The sequence below is a fragment of the Caulobacter endophyticus genome, from assembly GCF_003116815.1.
GTDB lineage: Bacteria > Pseudomonadota > Alphaproteobacteria > Caulobacterales > Caulobacteraceae > Caulobacter > Caulobacter endophyticus.
Window position 1 is genome coordinate 33,501 of sequence record NZ_QDKQ01000033.1, and the last position, 14,892, is coordinate 48,392.

Consider the following 14,892-nt stretch of genomic DNA (forward strand, 5'->3'; position numbering starts at 1 on the left):
AAAACTGTCATAGTGACGGTTGCTGATTACCCCGACTTAGGAACTTCACCGTCCAGTTGAAGGGGCGTCTCCTCACGAAGCCGTGATCGACAGGCGGTCCTTGGCGCGGTAGGCCGTGCGATCTAAACAGGGATCACATACCCCAACCCGACGCTTGAACAGATCGGCCCCCGCATGACTTTCCGCGCTCCCGTCCGCGACCTCGCCTTCGCCCTGCGCCATGTGGCCGACTTCGGCCGGCTGGCCGACGCCTATCCCGAGGCCGACGCCGACACCGTCGACGCCGTGCTGGAGGCCTCGGGCGTTTTCGCCTCGGAGGTGCTGGCCCCGATCAACCGCCAGGGCGACCTTACGGGCGCCAAGCTGGAGAACGGCGTGGTGCGCAGCGCTCCCGGCTTCGCCGACGCCTACAAGGCCTTCGCCGAGGCCGGCTGGACCAGCCTGGCGGCCGCGCCCGAGCATGGCGGCCAGGGTCTTCCGAAAGCGCTGGAGATCGCCACCCTGGAGATGGTGCAGGCGGCCAACATGGCCTTCGGCCTTTGCCCGATGCTGAGCCTGGGCGCCATCGAGGCCTTGGCCCTGCACGGCACGGAGCGCCACAAGAGCGTGTTCCTGCCCAAGCTGGTCTCGGGCGAATGGACCGGCACCATGAACCTGACCGAGCCCCAGGCCGGCTCGGACCTGGCGGCCATCACCACCATGGCCACGCCGGACGGCCAGGGCGGCTGGACCATCAGCGGCCAGAAGATCTTCATCACCTGGGGCGACCACGACGCGACGGACAACATCGTCCACCTCGTTCTGGCCCGCACCCCCGACGCCCCTCCCGGCGTGAAGGGCGTCTCGCTGTTCCTTGCCTCCAAGGTTCTGGTCGACGAGGACGGCAAGCCGGGCGCGGGCAACGACGTGCGCGTCGGCGGGCTGGAGCACAAGTTGGGCATCCACGGCTCGCCCACCTGCGTCATGCTGTTCGAAGGCGCCAAGGCCGAGCTGGTCGGCAAGCTGCACCACGGCGTGGCCCACATGTTCACGATGATGAACGCCGCCCGCCTGCAGGTCGGCGCCCAGGGCGTCGCCATCGCCGAGCGCGCCTACCAGCAGGCCCTGAACTTTTCCCTGGAGCGCGTGCAGGGCCGCTCGGCCTGGACAGGCGCCTATCCCTCGCGCCTGTTCGACCACCCGGACGTGCGCCGCACCCTGCTGCTGATGAAGGCCAAGATCGAGGCTGCGCGCGGCATCTGCCTGTCGACCGCCGTCGCCGCCGACCTGGCCCACGCGGCCGCCGACGAGGCGACCCGCGCGGCCGCCAAGCTGCGCGAAGAGCTGCTGACCCCGATCGCCAAGGCCTGGTCGACCGACGTCGGCGTCGAGGTCGCCTCGCTGGGCGTGCAGATTCACGGCGGCATGGGCTTCATCGAGGAGACCGGCGCGGCCCAGCACTATCGCGACGCCCGCATCACCCCGATCTACGAAGGCACCAACGGCATCCAGGCCATCGACCTGATCGGCCGCAAGCTGGGCCTCGCCGACGGCCAGGCCGTGGCCGACCTGATGGACGACATCCGCGACACCATCGAGGCCCTGAAGGCCGCCGACGCCTCGCTGACCCCGGTCGCCGGCCGCCTGGAAGCCGCGCTCGACGCCGCCGCCTCGGCCACCGCCTGGCTGGTCGAGCGCCGCGCCCGCGCCATGCCGGACGCCCTGAGCGGGGCTACGGCCTATCTGAAGCTGCTGGGCGACACGGTCGGCGGCTGGATGCTGGCCAAGGGCGCCCTGGCGCCGGAAGCCGAGGCCCTGCGCGGCCAGCTGCTGCGGGTCTATGCCGAGAGCGTGCTGGCCCAGGTCCCGGGCCAGCTTGCCGCCGTCACCCTGGGCGATGCGGACCTTGTGGCGGTGACGCCGGAGGCGCTGGGGGTTCACTGACACCCCAGTCGCTTCGCGACAGCTCCCCCAGAGGGAGAGCATCTAAGGCATAGATCCTCCCCCTCTGGGGGAGGTGGCCCAGAGGGCCGGAGGGGGGCCGTTTTCAGCTTCCGCAGAGGCTGGCCGTCCCTCCCCTCTCCGTCGGCTTCGCCGACACCTCTCCCTTCAGGGAGAGGGTCAATGGCGAACCAGCATCCAGACCGCCATCGCCACCATCATCACATTCTCGGTCAACGAGATGAAGCCCAGCGGCACGTTGCTGTCGCCGCCGACGCAGGCGCATTTCAGGTCGCGCTTGTCGATATAGACCGCCTTGAACACCGACACCGCGCCGATGCCGCCGATCACCAGCGCCAGCGGCGCGGAGAACCAGGTCAGCGCCCCGGCGGTCATCAGCACGCCAGCCAGACCCTCCGCGAACGGATAGATGTAGCCGTACGGAACCCAGCGCTTGGCCAAGAGGTCGTAGCCCAGGAACATGCCGGAGAAGCTTTCGACGTCGCGCAGCTTCTGGATGGCCAGAACCACCATGGAAAAGCTGATGAACCACTCGACGGCCCGCGCCGTAAAGGGCGTTGCGTCCACCGCGTAGGTCGCCGCCAGGGCCATCAGGGCGGTCATGGCGAAAAGGGCGATGACCGGGGTGTAGGTCTTGGCCTTGGGATCGCGGGGCTTGGCCCCGAACCAGCGGCGCAGGTCGTCGAACCCGCCGATCCGCTCGCCGCCGACGAACACCTGCGGCGTGGTCTTCACGCCATGCTCGGCCTTGAAGGCCTCGGTCGCCTCGCGCGTCGTCAGATGATGGTCCTCGACCTCGTAGCCCCTGGACTGCAGCAGGTGGCGCGCTTTCAGGCCGTACGGACAGACGTGCTTGTCCATCACCATGCGGTAGAGGACGGCCTTCTTGGCGACGCTGCTCACGGCGGATCTCCTTGTACGCAACCGGGACCCGGCTCATATGGGTTCCGTACCATGGTACGGAGTCAAGCAATGACGACGACGAACGGCGCGACCACGATCGCGGGCCTGGCCAGGGCCGGCGGGGTGGGCGTGGAGACGGTCCGCTACTACCAGCGGCGGGGCCTGCTGGAGACGCCGGCGCGCGGCGGGGGTTCGGGCCTGTCCGGCGGCGTGCGGCGCTATGGCGACGAGGCGGTGCGGCGGCTGCGCTTCATTCGTTCGGCCCAGAGCTCGGGCTTCACCCTGGACCAGATAAGCGAGCTCCTGGCGCTGGATGCCAGCCAGGACCGTGTGCGGGCGCGCGAGCTGGCCCGCGAGCGCATCGCCGATCTCGACCACAGGATCGAGGAGCTGCAGGCCGCCCGTGCGGGCCTCTCGCGCCTGCTCCAGACCTGCAGCGCCGACGATCATGGACCCTGTCCCATCATCGCCGCGTTCGAGACCTGAGCGGAGAAACCCGCCGCGCCCGATTGCCTCCCGCCCTCCAGACGCAATATCCCTTGCTGCCATGAACGCGCCCTTCAAGACCGACGCCCTCCCCGAGTGGAACCTCGCCGACCTCTATGCCGGCCGCGAGGACCCGAAGATCGAAACCGACCTGGCCGCCGCCAAGGCCGCCAATGACGAACTGGCCTCGCTGGAGGGCATGTTCCTGGAAGCACGCGGCGAGCCTGCGCGCCTGGGCAAGCTGCTCGATCGCGGCATCCGGCTCTATGAGGAGGCCGTCAACGGCCTGTGGGGCGTGGGCGCCTATGCGGGCCTGGCCGCCTCGACCGCCCGCGACGACCCGGCCTGGGCCAAGTTCGAGGCCGACCTGCGCGCCCGTTCCTCGCAGATCGCCGCCGAAAGCCTGTTCTTCTCGCTGGAGCTGAACCAGCTGGAGGACGCCGAGCTGAATGCGGCGCTGGAGGCCCACGAGCCGGCCCGCCGCTGGACGCCGTGGCTGCGGCGCCTGCGCCTGTCGCGCCCGCACGAGCTGTCGGCCGAGCTGGAGCGCTACATCGTCGACCGCGGCCCGGCCGTGGCCAACTGGGTGCGGCTCTACGACGAGACCCTGGCCAAACTGTCGGCCAAGGTCGGCAAGGAGGCCCTGACCCTGCCCGAGGCGCTGAACCGCCTGTCGGATCCCGACGTGCGCCGCCGCAAGGCCGCCGCCGACGGCCTGGCCCAGGCCCTGTCCGAGCGGGCCTCGACCCAGGCCCTGGTGATGAACACCCTGGCCTTCGAAAAGCAGGTCGAGGACCGCTGGCGCCGCTATGACGACCCGGCCCACTCGCGCCACCTGGCCAACGAGGTCGACGCCGACGCGGTCGACGCCCTCGAACAGGCCGTGGTCGAGGCCTATCCGCGCCTGTCGCACCGCTACTATGCGCTGAAGGCCAAGGCCATGGGCCGCAAGACCCTGGACTACTGGGACCGCAACGCTCCGCTCGACGCGGCCCAGCCGCGCCTCTACCCCTGGGCCGAGGCCAGGGAGGTGGTGCTGGAAAGCTTCCAGACCCTGGCCCCGAAGTTCGCCGACACCGCGCAGACCTTCTTCACCCAGCCCTGGATCGACGCCCGCCCCCGCGCCGGCAAGCAATCGGGCGCCTATTCGCATCCGGTCACCGCCGACCGCCATCCCTACGTCTTCATGAACTACATGGGCGAGCGGCGCGACGTGCTGACCCTGGCCCACGAGCTGGGCCACGCCGTGCACCAGACCCTGTGCGCGCCGCTGGGCACCCTGCTGGCCGACACGCCGCTGACCCTGGCCGAAACCGCCTCGATCTTCGGCGAGGGCCTGGTGTTCGACCGCCTGCTGGCCGAGGCTGCGCCCGCCGATCGCAAGGGGCTTCTGGCCGGCAAGATCGAGGACGGCCTCAACACGGTCGTGCGCCAGATCGCCTTCCACCGCTTCGAGCGCAGGTTCCACGCCGCCCGCCAGGACGGCGAGCTGTCGCCCGACCAGATCGGCGCGCTGTGGATGGAGACCATGGCCGAAAGCCTGGGGCCGGCCGTCGTGCTCAACGAGGGCTACGAGCACTACTGGGCCTATGTCAGCCACTTCGTGCACGCGCCGTTCTACGTCTACGCCTACGCATTCGGCGACCTGCTGGTGCGCGGCCTGATGGAAAAGCGCCGCGAGGACCCGCAAGGCTTCGCCCCGCTCTACGAGGACCTGCTGGCCGCCGGCGGCGCCCGGACCTATGTCGAGGCGCTCAAGCCCTTCGGCCTGAACCCGCGCGACAAGGCCTTCTGGGCGGCGGGCTGCCGGCAGCTGGAGCGGCTGGTGGACGAGTTCGAGGCGCTGGTGTGAGGATCGCTTTCAAGGAACCTCCCCCTATGGGGGAGGCGGCCCGCAGGGCCGGAGGGGGGCCGTTTTCAGCTTCCTCACGGCTAGCCGGCTCGGCACTCCCCCCACCGATCGCTGACGCGATCGCCTCCCCCACGGGGGGAGGTTCCTGATGGCGTCCGACCCCGAACGCGACCGCCTCTCGGGCCGCCTCGCCCGCTTCGCCAAGGTGGGCGCGGGCCTGTCGGGCGCGGCCGTCAGCTACGGCGCCAATCGCGTCTTCGCCGGCGACGAGGCCAGCGCCCGCAACGCCAAGGCCCTCAAGGCTGCGCTGGGCAATCTCAAGGGTCCGCTGATGAAGGCGGCCCAGATGTTCGCCACGGTGCCCGACCTGCTGCCGCCCGAGTTCGCCAAGGAACTGGCCGAGCTGCAGACCAACGCGCCCGCCATGGGCTGGCCGTTCGTGCGCCGGCGGATGGCCGCCGAACTGGGCGCCGACTGGGCGACGAAGTTCCAGAGCTTCGAGCACGAGGCCGCCGCGGCCGCCTCGCTTGGCCAGGTGCACCGCGCGCTCGCGCCCGACGGCCGCAGGCTGGCCGTGAAGCTGCAGTATCCGGACATGCAGAGCGCCGTCGAAAGCGACCTTGGCCAGCTGCGCGCCCTGATCGGCCTCTTCAAGCGGATGGACGGCTCGATCGACCCCACCCAGATGATCGGAGAAGTCGGCGACCGCCTGCGCGAGGAGCTGGATTACGATCGCGAGGCGAAGATGATGGCCGTCTATGGCGGCTTCTTCGCCGGCCGCGAGGACATCCGCACGCCCGTCCCCGTCCCCGAGCTTTCCACCCGCCGCCTGCTGTCCATGACCTGGCTCGACGGCCAGGGGCTGATGGCCTTCAAGACCGCGCCGCAGGAGACCCGCGACCGCATCGCCGCCCTGCTGTTCGAGGCCTGGTGGGGTCCGATGACCCATATCGGCGTCATCCACGGCGACCCCCACCTGGGCAACTACACCTTCGGCGGAGAGGGCGCGGCGCACCTGAACCTGCTCGACTTCGGCTGCATCCGGGTGTTCCCGCCCCACTTCGTGGGCGGCGTGGTGCGGCTCTATCGCGCCCTGTCGGAAGACGACCGCGCCGGCCAGGTCGAGGCCTATCGCAGCTGGGGCTTCTCCAACCTGACCGACGAGCTGGTCGACGTGCTGAACGTCTGGGCGCGGTTCATCTACGGCCCGCTGCTGGACGACCGGGTGCGCACGGTGGCCGACGACACCCCGCCCGGCGAATACGGCCGCCGCGAGGCCTTCAAGGTGCGCCAGGCGCTCAAATCGGTCGGCGGCATCGTCATCCCGCGCGAGTTCGTGTTCATGGACCGCGCCGCCATCGGCCTGGGCGCGGCCTTCCTGCACCTGGGCGCCCGCCACAACTGGCGCGCCCTGTTCGAGGTCTCGCTGGAAGGGTTCTCGGAGGAGGCGCTGGCGGAGCGGCAGAGGGCGGTGCTGGGAGCGGCGGGGCTTTCATAACTCCTCCCCCGTGCAACGGGGGAGGGGGACCACGAAGTGGTGGAGGGGGCGAGACTGGGCTCATTGCCGTCACTCGCCCCCTCCGTCACGGCGCTGATAGCGCCGCGCCACCTCCCCCGCTATGCGGGGGAGGAGTAGGAGTGAACATGACCCGCACCATCGCCCGCCTGCACGGCGCCTATCGCGACGACATCGGCGACCTCCTCACCCGTCGCCCCCTGCCCGGCCCGGCGATCGGCCAGCTGGACCCGTTCCTGTTCCTCAACCACCACGGCCCGCAGACCTACCGCCCGAACAATCGCGGCTTGCCGTTCGGGCCGCATCCGCACCGCGGCTTCGAGACCGTGACCTTCATCATCGAGGGCCAGCTGTCGCACCTGGACAGCGGCGGCCACGAGAGCGTCATCGACGCGGGCGGGGTGCAATGGATGACCGCCGGCAGCGGCCTGGTCCATGCCGAGCTGTCGCCCGAGGCCTTCAAGAAGAGCGGCGGGCCGCTGGAAATCCTGCAGCTGTGGGTCAACCTGCCCAGCCGGCTGAAGATGACCGCCCCGCGCTATGTCGGCCTGCAGGCGCCCGACATTCCCAAGATCGGGAAGGACGGCGCGACCATCGAGCTGATCTCGGGCGAGACGGACGGCGTGGAAGGGCCGATCGCGTCGCTGACGGGCGTGGCCATGAGCGTCGTGCGCCTGGCGGCCGGCGCGGCCCTGTCGCTGCCGATCCCGGCCGGGCGGGCGGTGTTCCTGTACGTCGTGCGCGGGTCGATCGCGGTCGGCGACCGCAAGGCCGAGGCCTTCAACCTGGTGGAGCTGACCGATGGCGAGGGGCTGGACCTGGCCTCCGCCGACGGCGCGGTGCTGCTGCTGGGCCACGCCGACCCGATCGGCGAACCGGTCGTCTCGCACGGGCCGTTCGTGATGACGACACGGGAAGAGATCATCCAGGCGATCCAGGACTATCAGGCGGGCAAGTTCGGCGAGGTGAACGCCTAAAGATCCTCAGTCGCTCCGCGACCGCTCACCACTCCTCCCCCGTGAAACGGGGAAGGTGGCGCGGTGCGGATACGCGCCGTGACGGAGGGGGCGACGGCCGCCGCCGAGCCCAGTCTCGCCCCCTCCACCACTTCGTGGTCCCCCTCCCCCGCAAGCGGGGGAGGAGAAAGCACCCGTCCTCAAAGGAAACTTGCTCACCAGTTCAAACGGCCGTTAGACTTCTCCCATGTCCGACGACCTGACCGAAGCCCAGAGCGCCGCAATCCCCGACGGCTACGCCCAGCTGAACTGGACACGGGGGTTCGGGCGACAGATCGGGCCGCTGTACGAGCGTACCGATGGGCCAGGCGAGGCCACGCTGGGCTTCCGGGTGGAAGAGCACCACACCAACGGCCTGGGCAATTGCCACGGCGGGATGCTGATGAGCTTCGCCGACATGGCCTGGGGCCGGATCATCTCGCTGCAGAAGTCCTACAGCTGGGTCACGGTGCGGCTGATGACCGATTTCCTGTCGGGCGCGCAGCTGGGCGAGTTCGTCGAGGGACGGGGCGAGTTGCTGGCGGAGGAAGATCTCGTCTTCACCGTGCGCGGCCGCATCTGGACCGGCGAGCGCACCCTGATGACCGGGACCGGGATCTTCAAGGCCCTCTCGCCCCGCAAGCCGCGCCCCGGCGAGATCGCCTTCCGCGAGGAGGCCTGAGCCATGGCCGACGACCAGACCCTGCCCGCCTCGCTGCTCGGCCCGTTCCACGGCGAGCCCCCGCCCGCCCCGGCCTGGTTCGAGGCGGCCATGGCCATCGAGCCCGAGCGCTCGACCCTCGCGGTCGAAGGCGTCGACATCGAGCTTCTGACCTGGGGCGAGGTCGGCAAGCCTGGCCTGCTGTTCCTGCACGGCAACGGCGCCCATGCCGACTGGTGGAGCTTCATCGCGCCCTTCTTCGCCAAGGACTGGCGGGTGGCGGCGATCTCCTGGGCCGGCATGGGCGGCAGCGGCTGGCGCGAGGCCTACAGCGCCGACACCTTCGCGGCCGAGGCCTTCGCCGCCGTCGAGGCCGCCCAGCTGGAGGCCGGAGGGGTGAAGCCCATCTTCGTCGGCCACTCGTTCGGCGGCTTTCCCACCCTGTTCTGCGCCGCGCGCCATTCCGAGCGGCTGCGCGGGGCGATCATGGTCGACACCTCCATCCAGCCGCCGGAAAAGCGCTGGAAGGGCCCGCCGCCGCGCTCGGGGTTCGGGACCAGGGTCTATCCGACCCTGAAAGAGGCCCTGGCGCGCTTCCGCCTGGCCCCGCCCCAGCCCTGCGAGAACCTCTACATCGCCGACGTCATCGCCCGCCGCTCGCTGAAAGAGGTGGAGGGCGGCTGGACCTGGAAGTTCGACCCGGCCATCTGGCAGCGCTTCTCGATGCCTGACCTTGGCCTGCTGCTCAGCGAGATCGCCTGCCCCTGCGCCCTGATGTGGGGCGAGCGGTCCGGGCTTATGCACGCCGAGACCTTGGACTATATGATCGCGCAGATGCCCAAGGACGTGCTGCGCTTGCCCATCCCCGACGCCGACCACCACGTGATGCTCGACCAGCCCCTGGCCTTCGTCGCCGGGCTCCGCGGACTGCTGGCCGCCTGGGCCTGACCGTGGGCGGGAAATCCAACGGACCGGTGCTGGTCTACACGCCCGACCGCGGCATCGGCGACCTGATGTGGCACCTGCCGACCATCCGGGCGATCGCGGCGACCACGCCCGAGGGCCAGGTGGTGCTGGCCGCCCGGCCCGCCAGCCGCGCCGCCGAGGTGCTGGCCGTCGAGCCGACGGTGGCCAGGGTGGTCGACGCCCCCAACTACAAGGACAGGCTCAAGGGCGTCCGCGAGGTGCTCGACTTCCTGAAGATCTGCCGCACCGAGAAGCCGCGCGCGGTGTGGATCCTGGAGAAGATCGACCGGCCGGCCATCGCCGCGGCCCTGGCCGGCGTGCCCGAGCGCCGGGGCTTTGGCCTGGGCCACGGCCAGGAGGGCTGGCTGAACACCGGCCCGTTCCTGCCCAAATCCATGCGGCCGGCCCACCGGATCGACAAGCTGGAGGCCTTCGAGAAGAGCCACGGCCTGGTCGTGACCAGCCGCGAGCCTAACCTGAAACTCGATCCTGCGGCCCTGGCCGCCGTCGCCGCCCGCTATGCCGACAAGCCCGGCCCTTGGCTGGCCCTGGGCATCGGGGCCAGCGAGCTGCCGCGCACCTGGCCGGCCGAGCGCTTCGCCCAGGCCGCCGCCGCGCTCTCCGATCTCTTCGGCACGGTGTTCTGGATCGGCGGCCCGCACGAGGCCGAACGCGCCCGGGCGGCGATCGGCGACCTGCCCGGCAACGTCGTCGCCTGCGACCTGACGCTGGACAAGGCCGCGGCGCTGATCGCCCTGTCGGCCGGGTTCCTGGGCAACGACTCGGGGCCGCTGAACGTCGCCGCCGCCGTCGGCACGCCCGCCGTCGGCCTGATGGGCACCAGCCCGGTGCCGGCCTATTCGCGCTGGCTGTCGATCCTCGACGGCGGCCAGGGCCGCATCACCGACATCACCGTCGACCAGGCCGTGGACGCCGTGCGCGCCCGCTTCGTCGCCGAGACCTGGGTCAATCGGTCCGCCGTGGACGCTTGAGCCCCGGGCCGCGGCGTTGTATCGGCGATATCCCAATAATCTTTCCACAGGGACGAAACAGCATGGCCGGCGACTACCACCGCGGTGAAATGGACATCCACGAACAGGTCGCGACCTATGACGCGTTCGGCAAGATGACCAAGTGGGGCTCGCTCGCCATCGCCGTGCTGCTCACCTTCATCACCCTGCTGTTCTGCACCCCGGCCGGCTTCATCGGCGCGGCCGGCGCGGCCGTGGTGCTGGCCGTCCTGGGCGTGGTGTTCCTTCGCGAGAAGGCCGCCCCGACGCACTGACACCGGTAGACATCGGTATTTTTTTGCGCCTCGCGCGAGGGAGCTCCTCGACAAAGGGCAAGAACCTCCCCTAAAGAGCGCCTCAAGCTGCTGGAGCGGCGTTCGACGAAAGTGCTAGCGTTTTCGCCGAACATCGCTCCAACTTTAGGATCTTGAGCCTGCGGGACGCCCGTGGGCCCAGGGAGCGAACAACGCTCACGGGGGAGGTATGCCGATGGCCGTCATCGCCGTCACGAAAGAAACCCGCGCAGGCGAGACGCGGGTCGCCGCGACGCCCGAGACCGTCAAGAAACTGACCGCCGCCGGCTTTACGCTGGTGGTCGAGGCCGGCGCGGGAACCGCCGCCTCCTACCTCGACGCCGACTATGAGGCGGCCGGGGCCAGGCTGGCCAGGTCGGCCGCCGAGGCGATCAAGGACGCCGACGTCCTGTTCAAGGTCCGCGCGCCCGAAGCCGCCGAGATCGCGGCCCTCAAGAGCGGCGCGATCGTCGCCGCCGCCCTCAATCCCTATCAGGACAAGGACACGCTGAACGCCCTGGCCAAGGCCGGCGCCAGCGCGATCGCCATGGAGTTCATCCCGCGCATCACGCGGGCCCAGGTGATGGACATGCTGTCCAGCCAGGCCAACCTCGCCGGCTATCGCGCCGTGATCGAGGGCGCGGAGGCCTATGGCAAGGCCCTGCCGATGATGATGACCGCCGCCGGCACCGTCGCCGCGGCCAAGGTGTTCATCATGGGCGTGGGCGTGGCCGGCCTGCAGGCCATCGCCACCGCCCGCCGCCTGGGCGCGGTCGTCACCGCCACCGACGTGCGCCCCGCCACCAAGGAACAGGTCGAAAGCCTGGGCGCCAAGTTCCTGGCCGTCGAGGACGAGGAGTTCAAGAACGCCCAGACCGCCGGCGGCTACGCCAAGGAAATGTCGGCCGAGTACCAGGCCAAGCAGGCCGAGCTGGTCTCCAGCCACATCGCCAAGCAGGACATCGTCATCACCACCGCCCTGATCCCGGGCCGCCCGGCGCCCAAGCTGGTCAGCGCCGCCCAGGTGGCGTCGATGAAGGCCGGCTCGATCCTGGTCGACTTGGCCATCGAGCAGGGCGGCAACGTGGAAGGCGCCAGGCTGAACGAGACCGTGGTCACCGCCAACGGCGCCAAGATCCTCGGCCACGCCAACCTGCCCGGCCGCATCGCCGCCGACGCATCGGCGCTCTACTCGCGCAACCTGTTCGCGCTGTCGTCCCTGTTCCTGAACAAGGAAGGCGCCTTCGCGCCCAACTTCGAGGACGAGATCCTGCAGGCCGCCGTCGTCACCAAGGGCGGGACGATCGTGCACCCGAATTTGCAGGGATGAGCCGCGCCGCCCTCTTCCTGGGCGCCGCGGTCGCCCTGGCCGGCGGGGCCTTGAGCGCCGCGGCCGAGCCGAACGCCTTCGTCCAGGCCTATGGCGAGACGCTCGCCGTCTCCGCGGTCGACGTGTCGATCAAGGACGGGCTGATCCCGGTCAGCAGCGATGTGCAGGCCAAGGCCTATGTCGAGCAGCGGATGCCCGCCGACCAGAAGGCGCGGTACGAGGCCTTCGTCGCGACCCGCACGCTGACCGACGACACCGCCGCTGAGCGGCTGGCCGAGTTCTTCACCATCGACAACATCGCCGGCCGCCTGAAGGACGATGGTTCGACGGCCCGCCGCGCGCGCCTGTCGATCGTGATCGACCAGGCCAAGTTTCCGGTGATGAAACTGCCGGGTCAGGTGCTTCCGATCAAGAACACCATCCTGAGCGGCAGCTTCCGGATCGAGGACGCCGCCTCGGGCGCCCTGCTGGCCGAAGGCCGCATCAAGAACAGCGTCGCCTTCGTCCCCGACATGTATGAAGCCAAGAAGCGCAACGCGCTCAAGGTCCTGAACTTCGGCCGCGACGATCACCTCCAGGTGCTCGCCGCCGCCGGCAACGCCCTGGCCCGCGACGCCCAGGCGGTGTTCCGCGACCCGGCCCTGGACATCATGAGCCCCCATAAGATCGAGGGCGTGCGGGTCCAGCAGGCCTCGTTTGAAATCCGGGTCTCGCCGCCCGCCACGTCTCAGGAGCCGTAAATGGAAGCCGTCGACCCCACCGTGTTCCGCCTGGCGATCTTCGTGCTCGCCATCTTCGTCGGCTACTACGTGGTCTGGAGCGTGACGCCCGCGCTGCACACCCCCTTGATGGCCGTGACCAACGCCATCTCGTCGGTGATCATCGTCGGCGCTCTGCTCGCCGCCGCCGCGCACGGCGCGTCGGGTGAAGCCGCCGCCGGTTCGGTGTGGATCTCCAAGGGGGCCGGCGCCGTCGCCGCGGCCTTCGCGGCGGTCAACATCTTCGGCGGCTTCCTCGTCACCCAGCGGATGCTGGCCATGTACAAGAAGAAGGACAAGGCGAAGTGAACCTCGCCCTTATGGCGGCGGGTGGTCTCGCGGCCGCTGCAGCGGGTTTTGGCCTGATGTTTCTGGACGCCGCACGCGCCCGCCGCACGGGCCGCTCCGTCGCCCTGTCGCGCCGCGCGACATCCATCGCCTGCCTGTTCCTGGGCGCGGGCCTGCTGCACGTGACGAACGTGCAGCGCGACGCCGAGACCAAGGCCCATCGCGCCGAGGAGACCGCCGCCCTGATGAAAGAGCGCGCCACCCTGGAGCGCGACATCGAGCGGATCCGGCGCAAGCTGAGCGACCTGCATGCCGAGCAGGCGGGCGCGCAATGACCGACAATCACAGCGGCCCGGCCGCGATCACGACAACGCTCTTGGGGGGCAAGGCCTGACATGAACGCCAATCTCGCCGCCGTCCTGTACCTCGTCTCCGGGGTGCTCTTCATCCTCGCGCTGCGCGGGCTCTCCAGCCCCGAGACCAGCCGCAAGGGCAACACCTACGGCATGGTCGGCATGGCCATCGCCGTGGTCACCACCCTGGCCACGCTGTGGAGCCAGGGCGCGCTGGACGCCGTCACCCTGGGCCTGATCGTCGGCGGCGTCGCCGTCGGCGGCGGCGTGGGCGCGGTGATCGCCCGCAAGGTGCCGATGACCTCGATGCCCCAGCTCGTGGCCGCCTTCCACTCGCTGGTCGGCATGGCCGCCTGCCTGGTCGCCGTGGCCGCCATCTACACGCCCGCCGCCTACGGCATCGTCGGCGAGGACGGGCATATCCACCTCAATAGCCTGATCGAACTGTCGCTGGGCCTGGCCATCGGCGCCATCACCTTCACCGGCTCGGTCATCGCCTTCGCCAAGCTGAACGGCAACATGGGCGGCGCGCCGATCCTGCTGCCGGCCCGCCACCTGCTGAACATCGTGATCGCCCTGGCCATCGTCGCCCTGATCGTGGTGCTGGTGATCACCGGCGGCGACGCCAAGTGGGCCTTCTGGGGGATCTTCGCCCTCTCGCTGCTCATCGGCGTCACCCTGATCATCCCGATCGGTGGCGCCGACATGCCGGTCGTGGTGTCGATGCTCAACAGCTATTCGGGCTGGGCGGCGGCGGCGCTGGGCTTCACGCTCGAGAACACCACCCTGATCATCACCGGCGCTCTCGTCGGCTCTTCGGGCGCGATCCTGTCCTACATCATGTGCAAGGGCATGAACCGCTCGTTCGTTTCGGTGATCCTGGGCGGCTTCGGCGCCGACGCCGCGGCGGCCGGCGCGGGCGGCAAGGTCGAGACGCGCCCCGTCAAGCAGGGCTCGGCCGACGACGCGGCCTTCATCATGAAGAACGCCAGCAAGGTGATCATCGTCCCGGGCTACGGCATGGCCGTCTCCCAGGCCCAGCACGCCCTGCGCGAAATGGCCGACAAGCTGAAGGAAGAGGGCGTGGAGGTGAAGTACGCCATCCACCCCGTCGCCGGCCGCATGCCGGGCCACATGAACGTGCTGCTGGCCGAAGCCAACGTGCCCTATGACGAAGTGTTCGAGCTGGAGGACATCAACAGCGAGTTCTCGACGGCGGACGTGGCCTTCGTGATCGGCGCCAACGACGTCACCAACCCGGCGGCCAAGACCGACCCGACCAGCGCCATCTTCGGCATGCCGATCCTGGACGTCGAGAAGGCCCGCACTGTCCTCTTCGTCAAGCGCGGCATGTCCTCGGGCTATGCCGGCGTCGAGAACGAGCTGTTCTTCAAGGACAACACCATGATGCTGTTCGCCGACGCCAAGAAGATGGTCGAAGGCATCGTCAAGGGCCTCTGAGCCCGCGACGCTCCGGACAGACGAAGGCCCCGGCCGCAAGGCCGGGGCTTTTTCGTTTCCGGTAAAGCAAAGGCCCCGG

15 protein-coding genes are annotated in these 14,892 nt (G+C 69.7%); 14 read left to right on the forward strand and 1 reads right to left on the reverse strand.

The window, feature by feature from the left end:
• Positions 1-174: 174 nt before the first annotated feature.
• Positions 175-1,923 carry an acyl-CoA dehydrogenase gene (locus DDF67_RS08200; protein ID WP_109100407.1) on the forward strand — a complete coding sequence of 583 codons (1,749 nt, stop codon included), beginning with the start codon at positions 175-177 and terminating at the stop codon, positions 1,921-1,923.
• A gap of 177 nt (positions 1,924-2,100) precedes the next feature.
• On the opposite strand, the gene DDF67_RS08205 is transcribed toward DDF67_RS08200, so the two are convergent.
• The gene (locus DDF67_RS08205; RefSeq protein ID WP_233247577.1) at positions 2,101-2,844 is read right to left on the reverse strand and encodes a MauE/DoxX family redox-associated membrane protein; all 744 of its coding nucleotides are present in this window, start codon (positions 2,842-2,844) and stop codon (positions 2,101-2,103) included.
• A 69-nt stretch (positions 2,845-2,913) separates the two neighbouring features.
• Here DDF67_RS08205 and DDF67_RS08210 point away from each other — a divergent pair, with 69 nt between their 5' ends.
• The 13 genes from DDF67_RS08210 to DDF67_RS08275 all read left to right on the forward strand — a co-directional run bounded on the left by DDF67_RS08210 (position 2,914) and on the right by DDF67_RS08275 (position 14,813).
• Positions 2,914-3,330, forward strand: coding sequence for a MerR family DNA-binding protein (locus DDF67_RS08210; protein WP_109100408.1), 417 nt, complete (start codon positions 2,914-2,916; stop codon positions 3,328-3,330).
• 61 nt (positions 3,331-3,391) lie between these two features.
• The gene (locus DDF67_RS08215) at positions 3,392-5,182 is read left to right on the forward strand and encodes a M3 family oligoendopeptidase (RefSeq protein ID WP_109100409.1); all 1,791 of its coding nucleotides are present in this window, start codon (positions 3,392-3,394) and stop codon (positions 5,180-5,182) included.
• A gap of 148 nt (positions 5,183-5,330) precedes the next feature.
• Positions 5,331-6,680, forward strand: coding sequence for an ABC1 kinase family protein (locus DDF67_RS08220; RefSeq protein WP_109100410.1), 1,350 nt, complete (start codon positions 5,331-5,333; stop codon positions 6,678-6,680).
• 146 nt (positions 6,681-6,826) lie between these two features.
• Complete coding sequence (locus DDF67_RS08225; RefSeq protein ID WP_109100508.1) at positions 6,827-7,675, forward strand: pirin family protein; 849 nt, start codon at positions 6,827-6,829, stop codon at positions 7,673-7,675.
• A 226-nt stretch (positions 7,676-7,901) separates the two neighbouring features.
• The gene (locus tag DDF67_RS08235; protein WP_109100411.1) at positions 7,902-8,375 is read left to right on the forward strand and encodes a PaaI family thioesterase; all 474 of its coding nucleotides are present in this window, start codon (positions 7,902-7,904) and stop codon (positions 8,373-8,375) included.
• Between the two features lie 3 nt (positions 8,376-8,378).
• Positions 8,379-9,302, forward strand: coding sequence for an alpha/beta fold hydrolase (locus tag DDF67_RS08240; protein WP_109100412.1), 924 nt, complete (start codon positions 8,379-8,381; stop codon positions 9,300-9,302).
• A 65-nt stretch (positions 9,303-9,367) separates the two neighbouring features.
• Positions 9,368-10,312, forward strand: a complete 945-nt coding sequence (locus tag DDF67_RS08245; protein WP_109100509.1) for a glycosyltransferase family 9 protein — start codon at positions 9,368-9,370, stop codon at positions 10,310-10,312.
• A gap of 62 nt (positions 10,313-10,374) precedes the next feature.
• Complete coding sequence (locus tag DDF67_RS08250) at positions 10,375-10,605, forward strand: aa3-type cytochrome c oxidase subunit IV (protein ID WP_109100413.1); 231 nt, start codon at positions 10,375-10,377, stop codon at positions 10,603-10,605.
• A 208-nt stretch (positions 10,606-10,813) separates the two neighbouring features.
• On the forward strand, positions 10,814-11,953 hold the full coding sequence (locus DDF67_RS08255; RefSeq protein WP_199229186.1) for a Re/Si-specific NAD(P)(+) transhydrogenase subunit alpha: 1,140 nt from the start codon (positions 10,814-10,816) through the stop codon (positions 11,951-11,953).
• The gene (locus tag DDF67_RS08260; RefSeq protein ID WP_109100415.1) at positions 11,950-12,693 is read left to right on the forward strand and encodes a hypothetical protein; all 744 of its coding nucleotides are present in this window, start codon (positions 11,950-11,952) and stop codon (positions 12,691-12,693) included. Before DDF67_RS08255 ends, DDF67_RS08260 begins: the two co-directional genes overlap by 4 nt.
• Positions 12,694-13,020, forward strand: coding sequence for an NAD(P) transhydrogenase subunit alpha (locus DDF67_RS08265; RefSeq protein ID WP_109100416.1), 327 nt, complete (start codon positions 12,694-12,696; stop codon positions 13,018-13,020).
• Positions 13,017-13,334: a hypothetical protein gene (locus DDF67_RS08270; protein WP_146197978.1), complete on the forward strand. Its 318-nt coding sequence runs from the start codon at positions 13,017-13,019 to the stop codon at positions 13,332-13,334. Before DDF67_RS08265 ends, DDF67_RS08270 begins: the two co-directional genes overlap by 4 nt.
• A gap of 60 nt (positions 13,335-13,394) precedes the next feature.
• Positions 13,395-14,813: an NAD(P)(+) transhydrogenase (Re/Si-specific) subunit beta gene (locus DDF67_RS08275; RefSeq protein WP_109100418.1), complete on the forward strand. Its 1,419-nt coding sequence runs from the start codon at positions 13,395-13,397 to the stop codon at positions 14,811-14,813.
• The last annotated feature ends 79 nt before the right edge of the window (positions 14,814-14,892 follow it).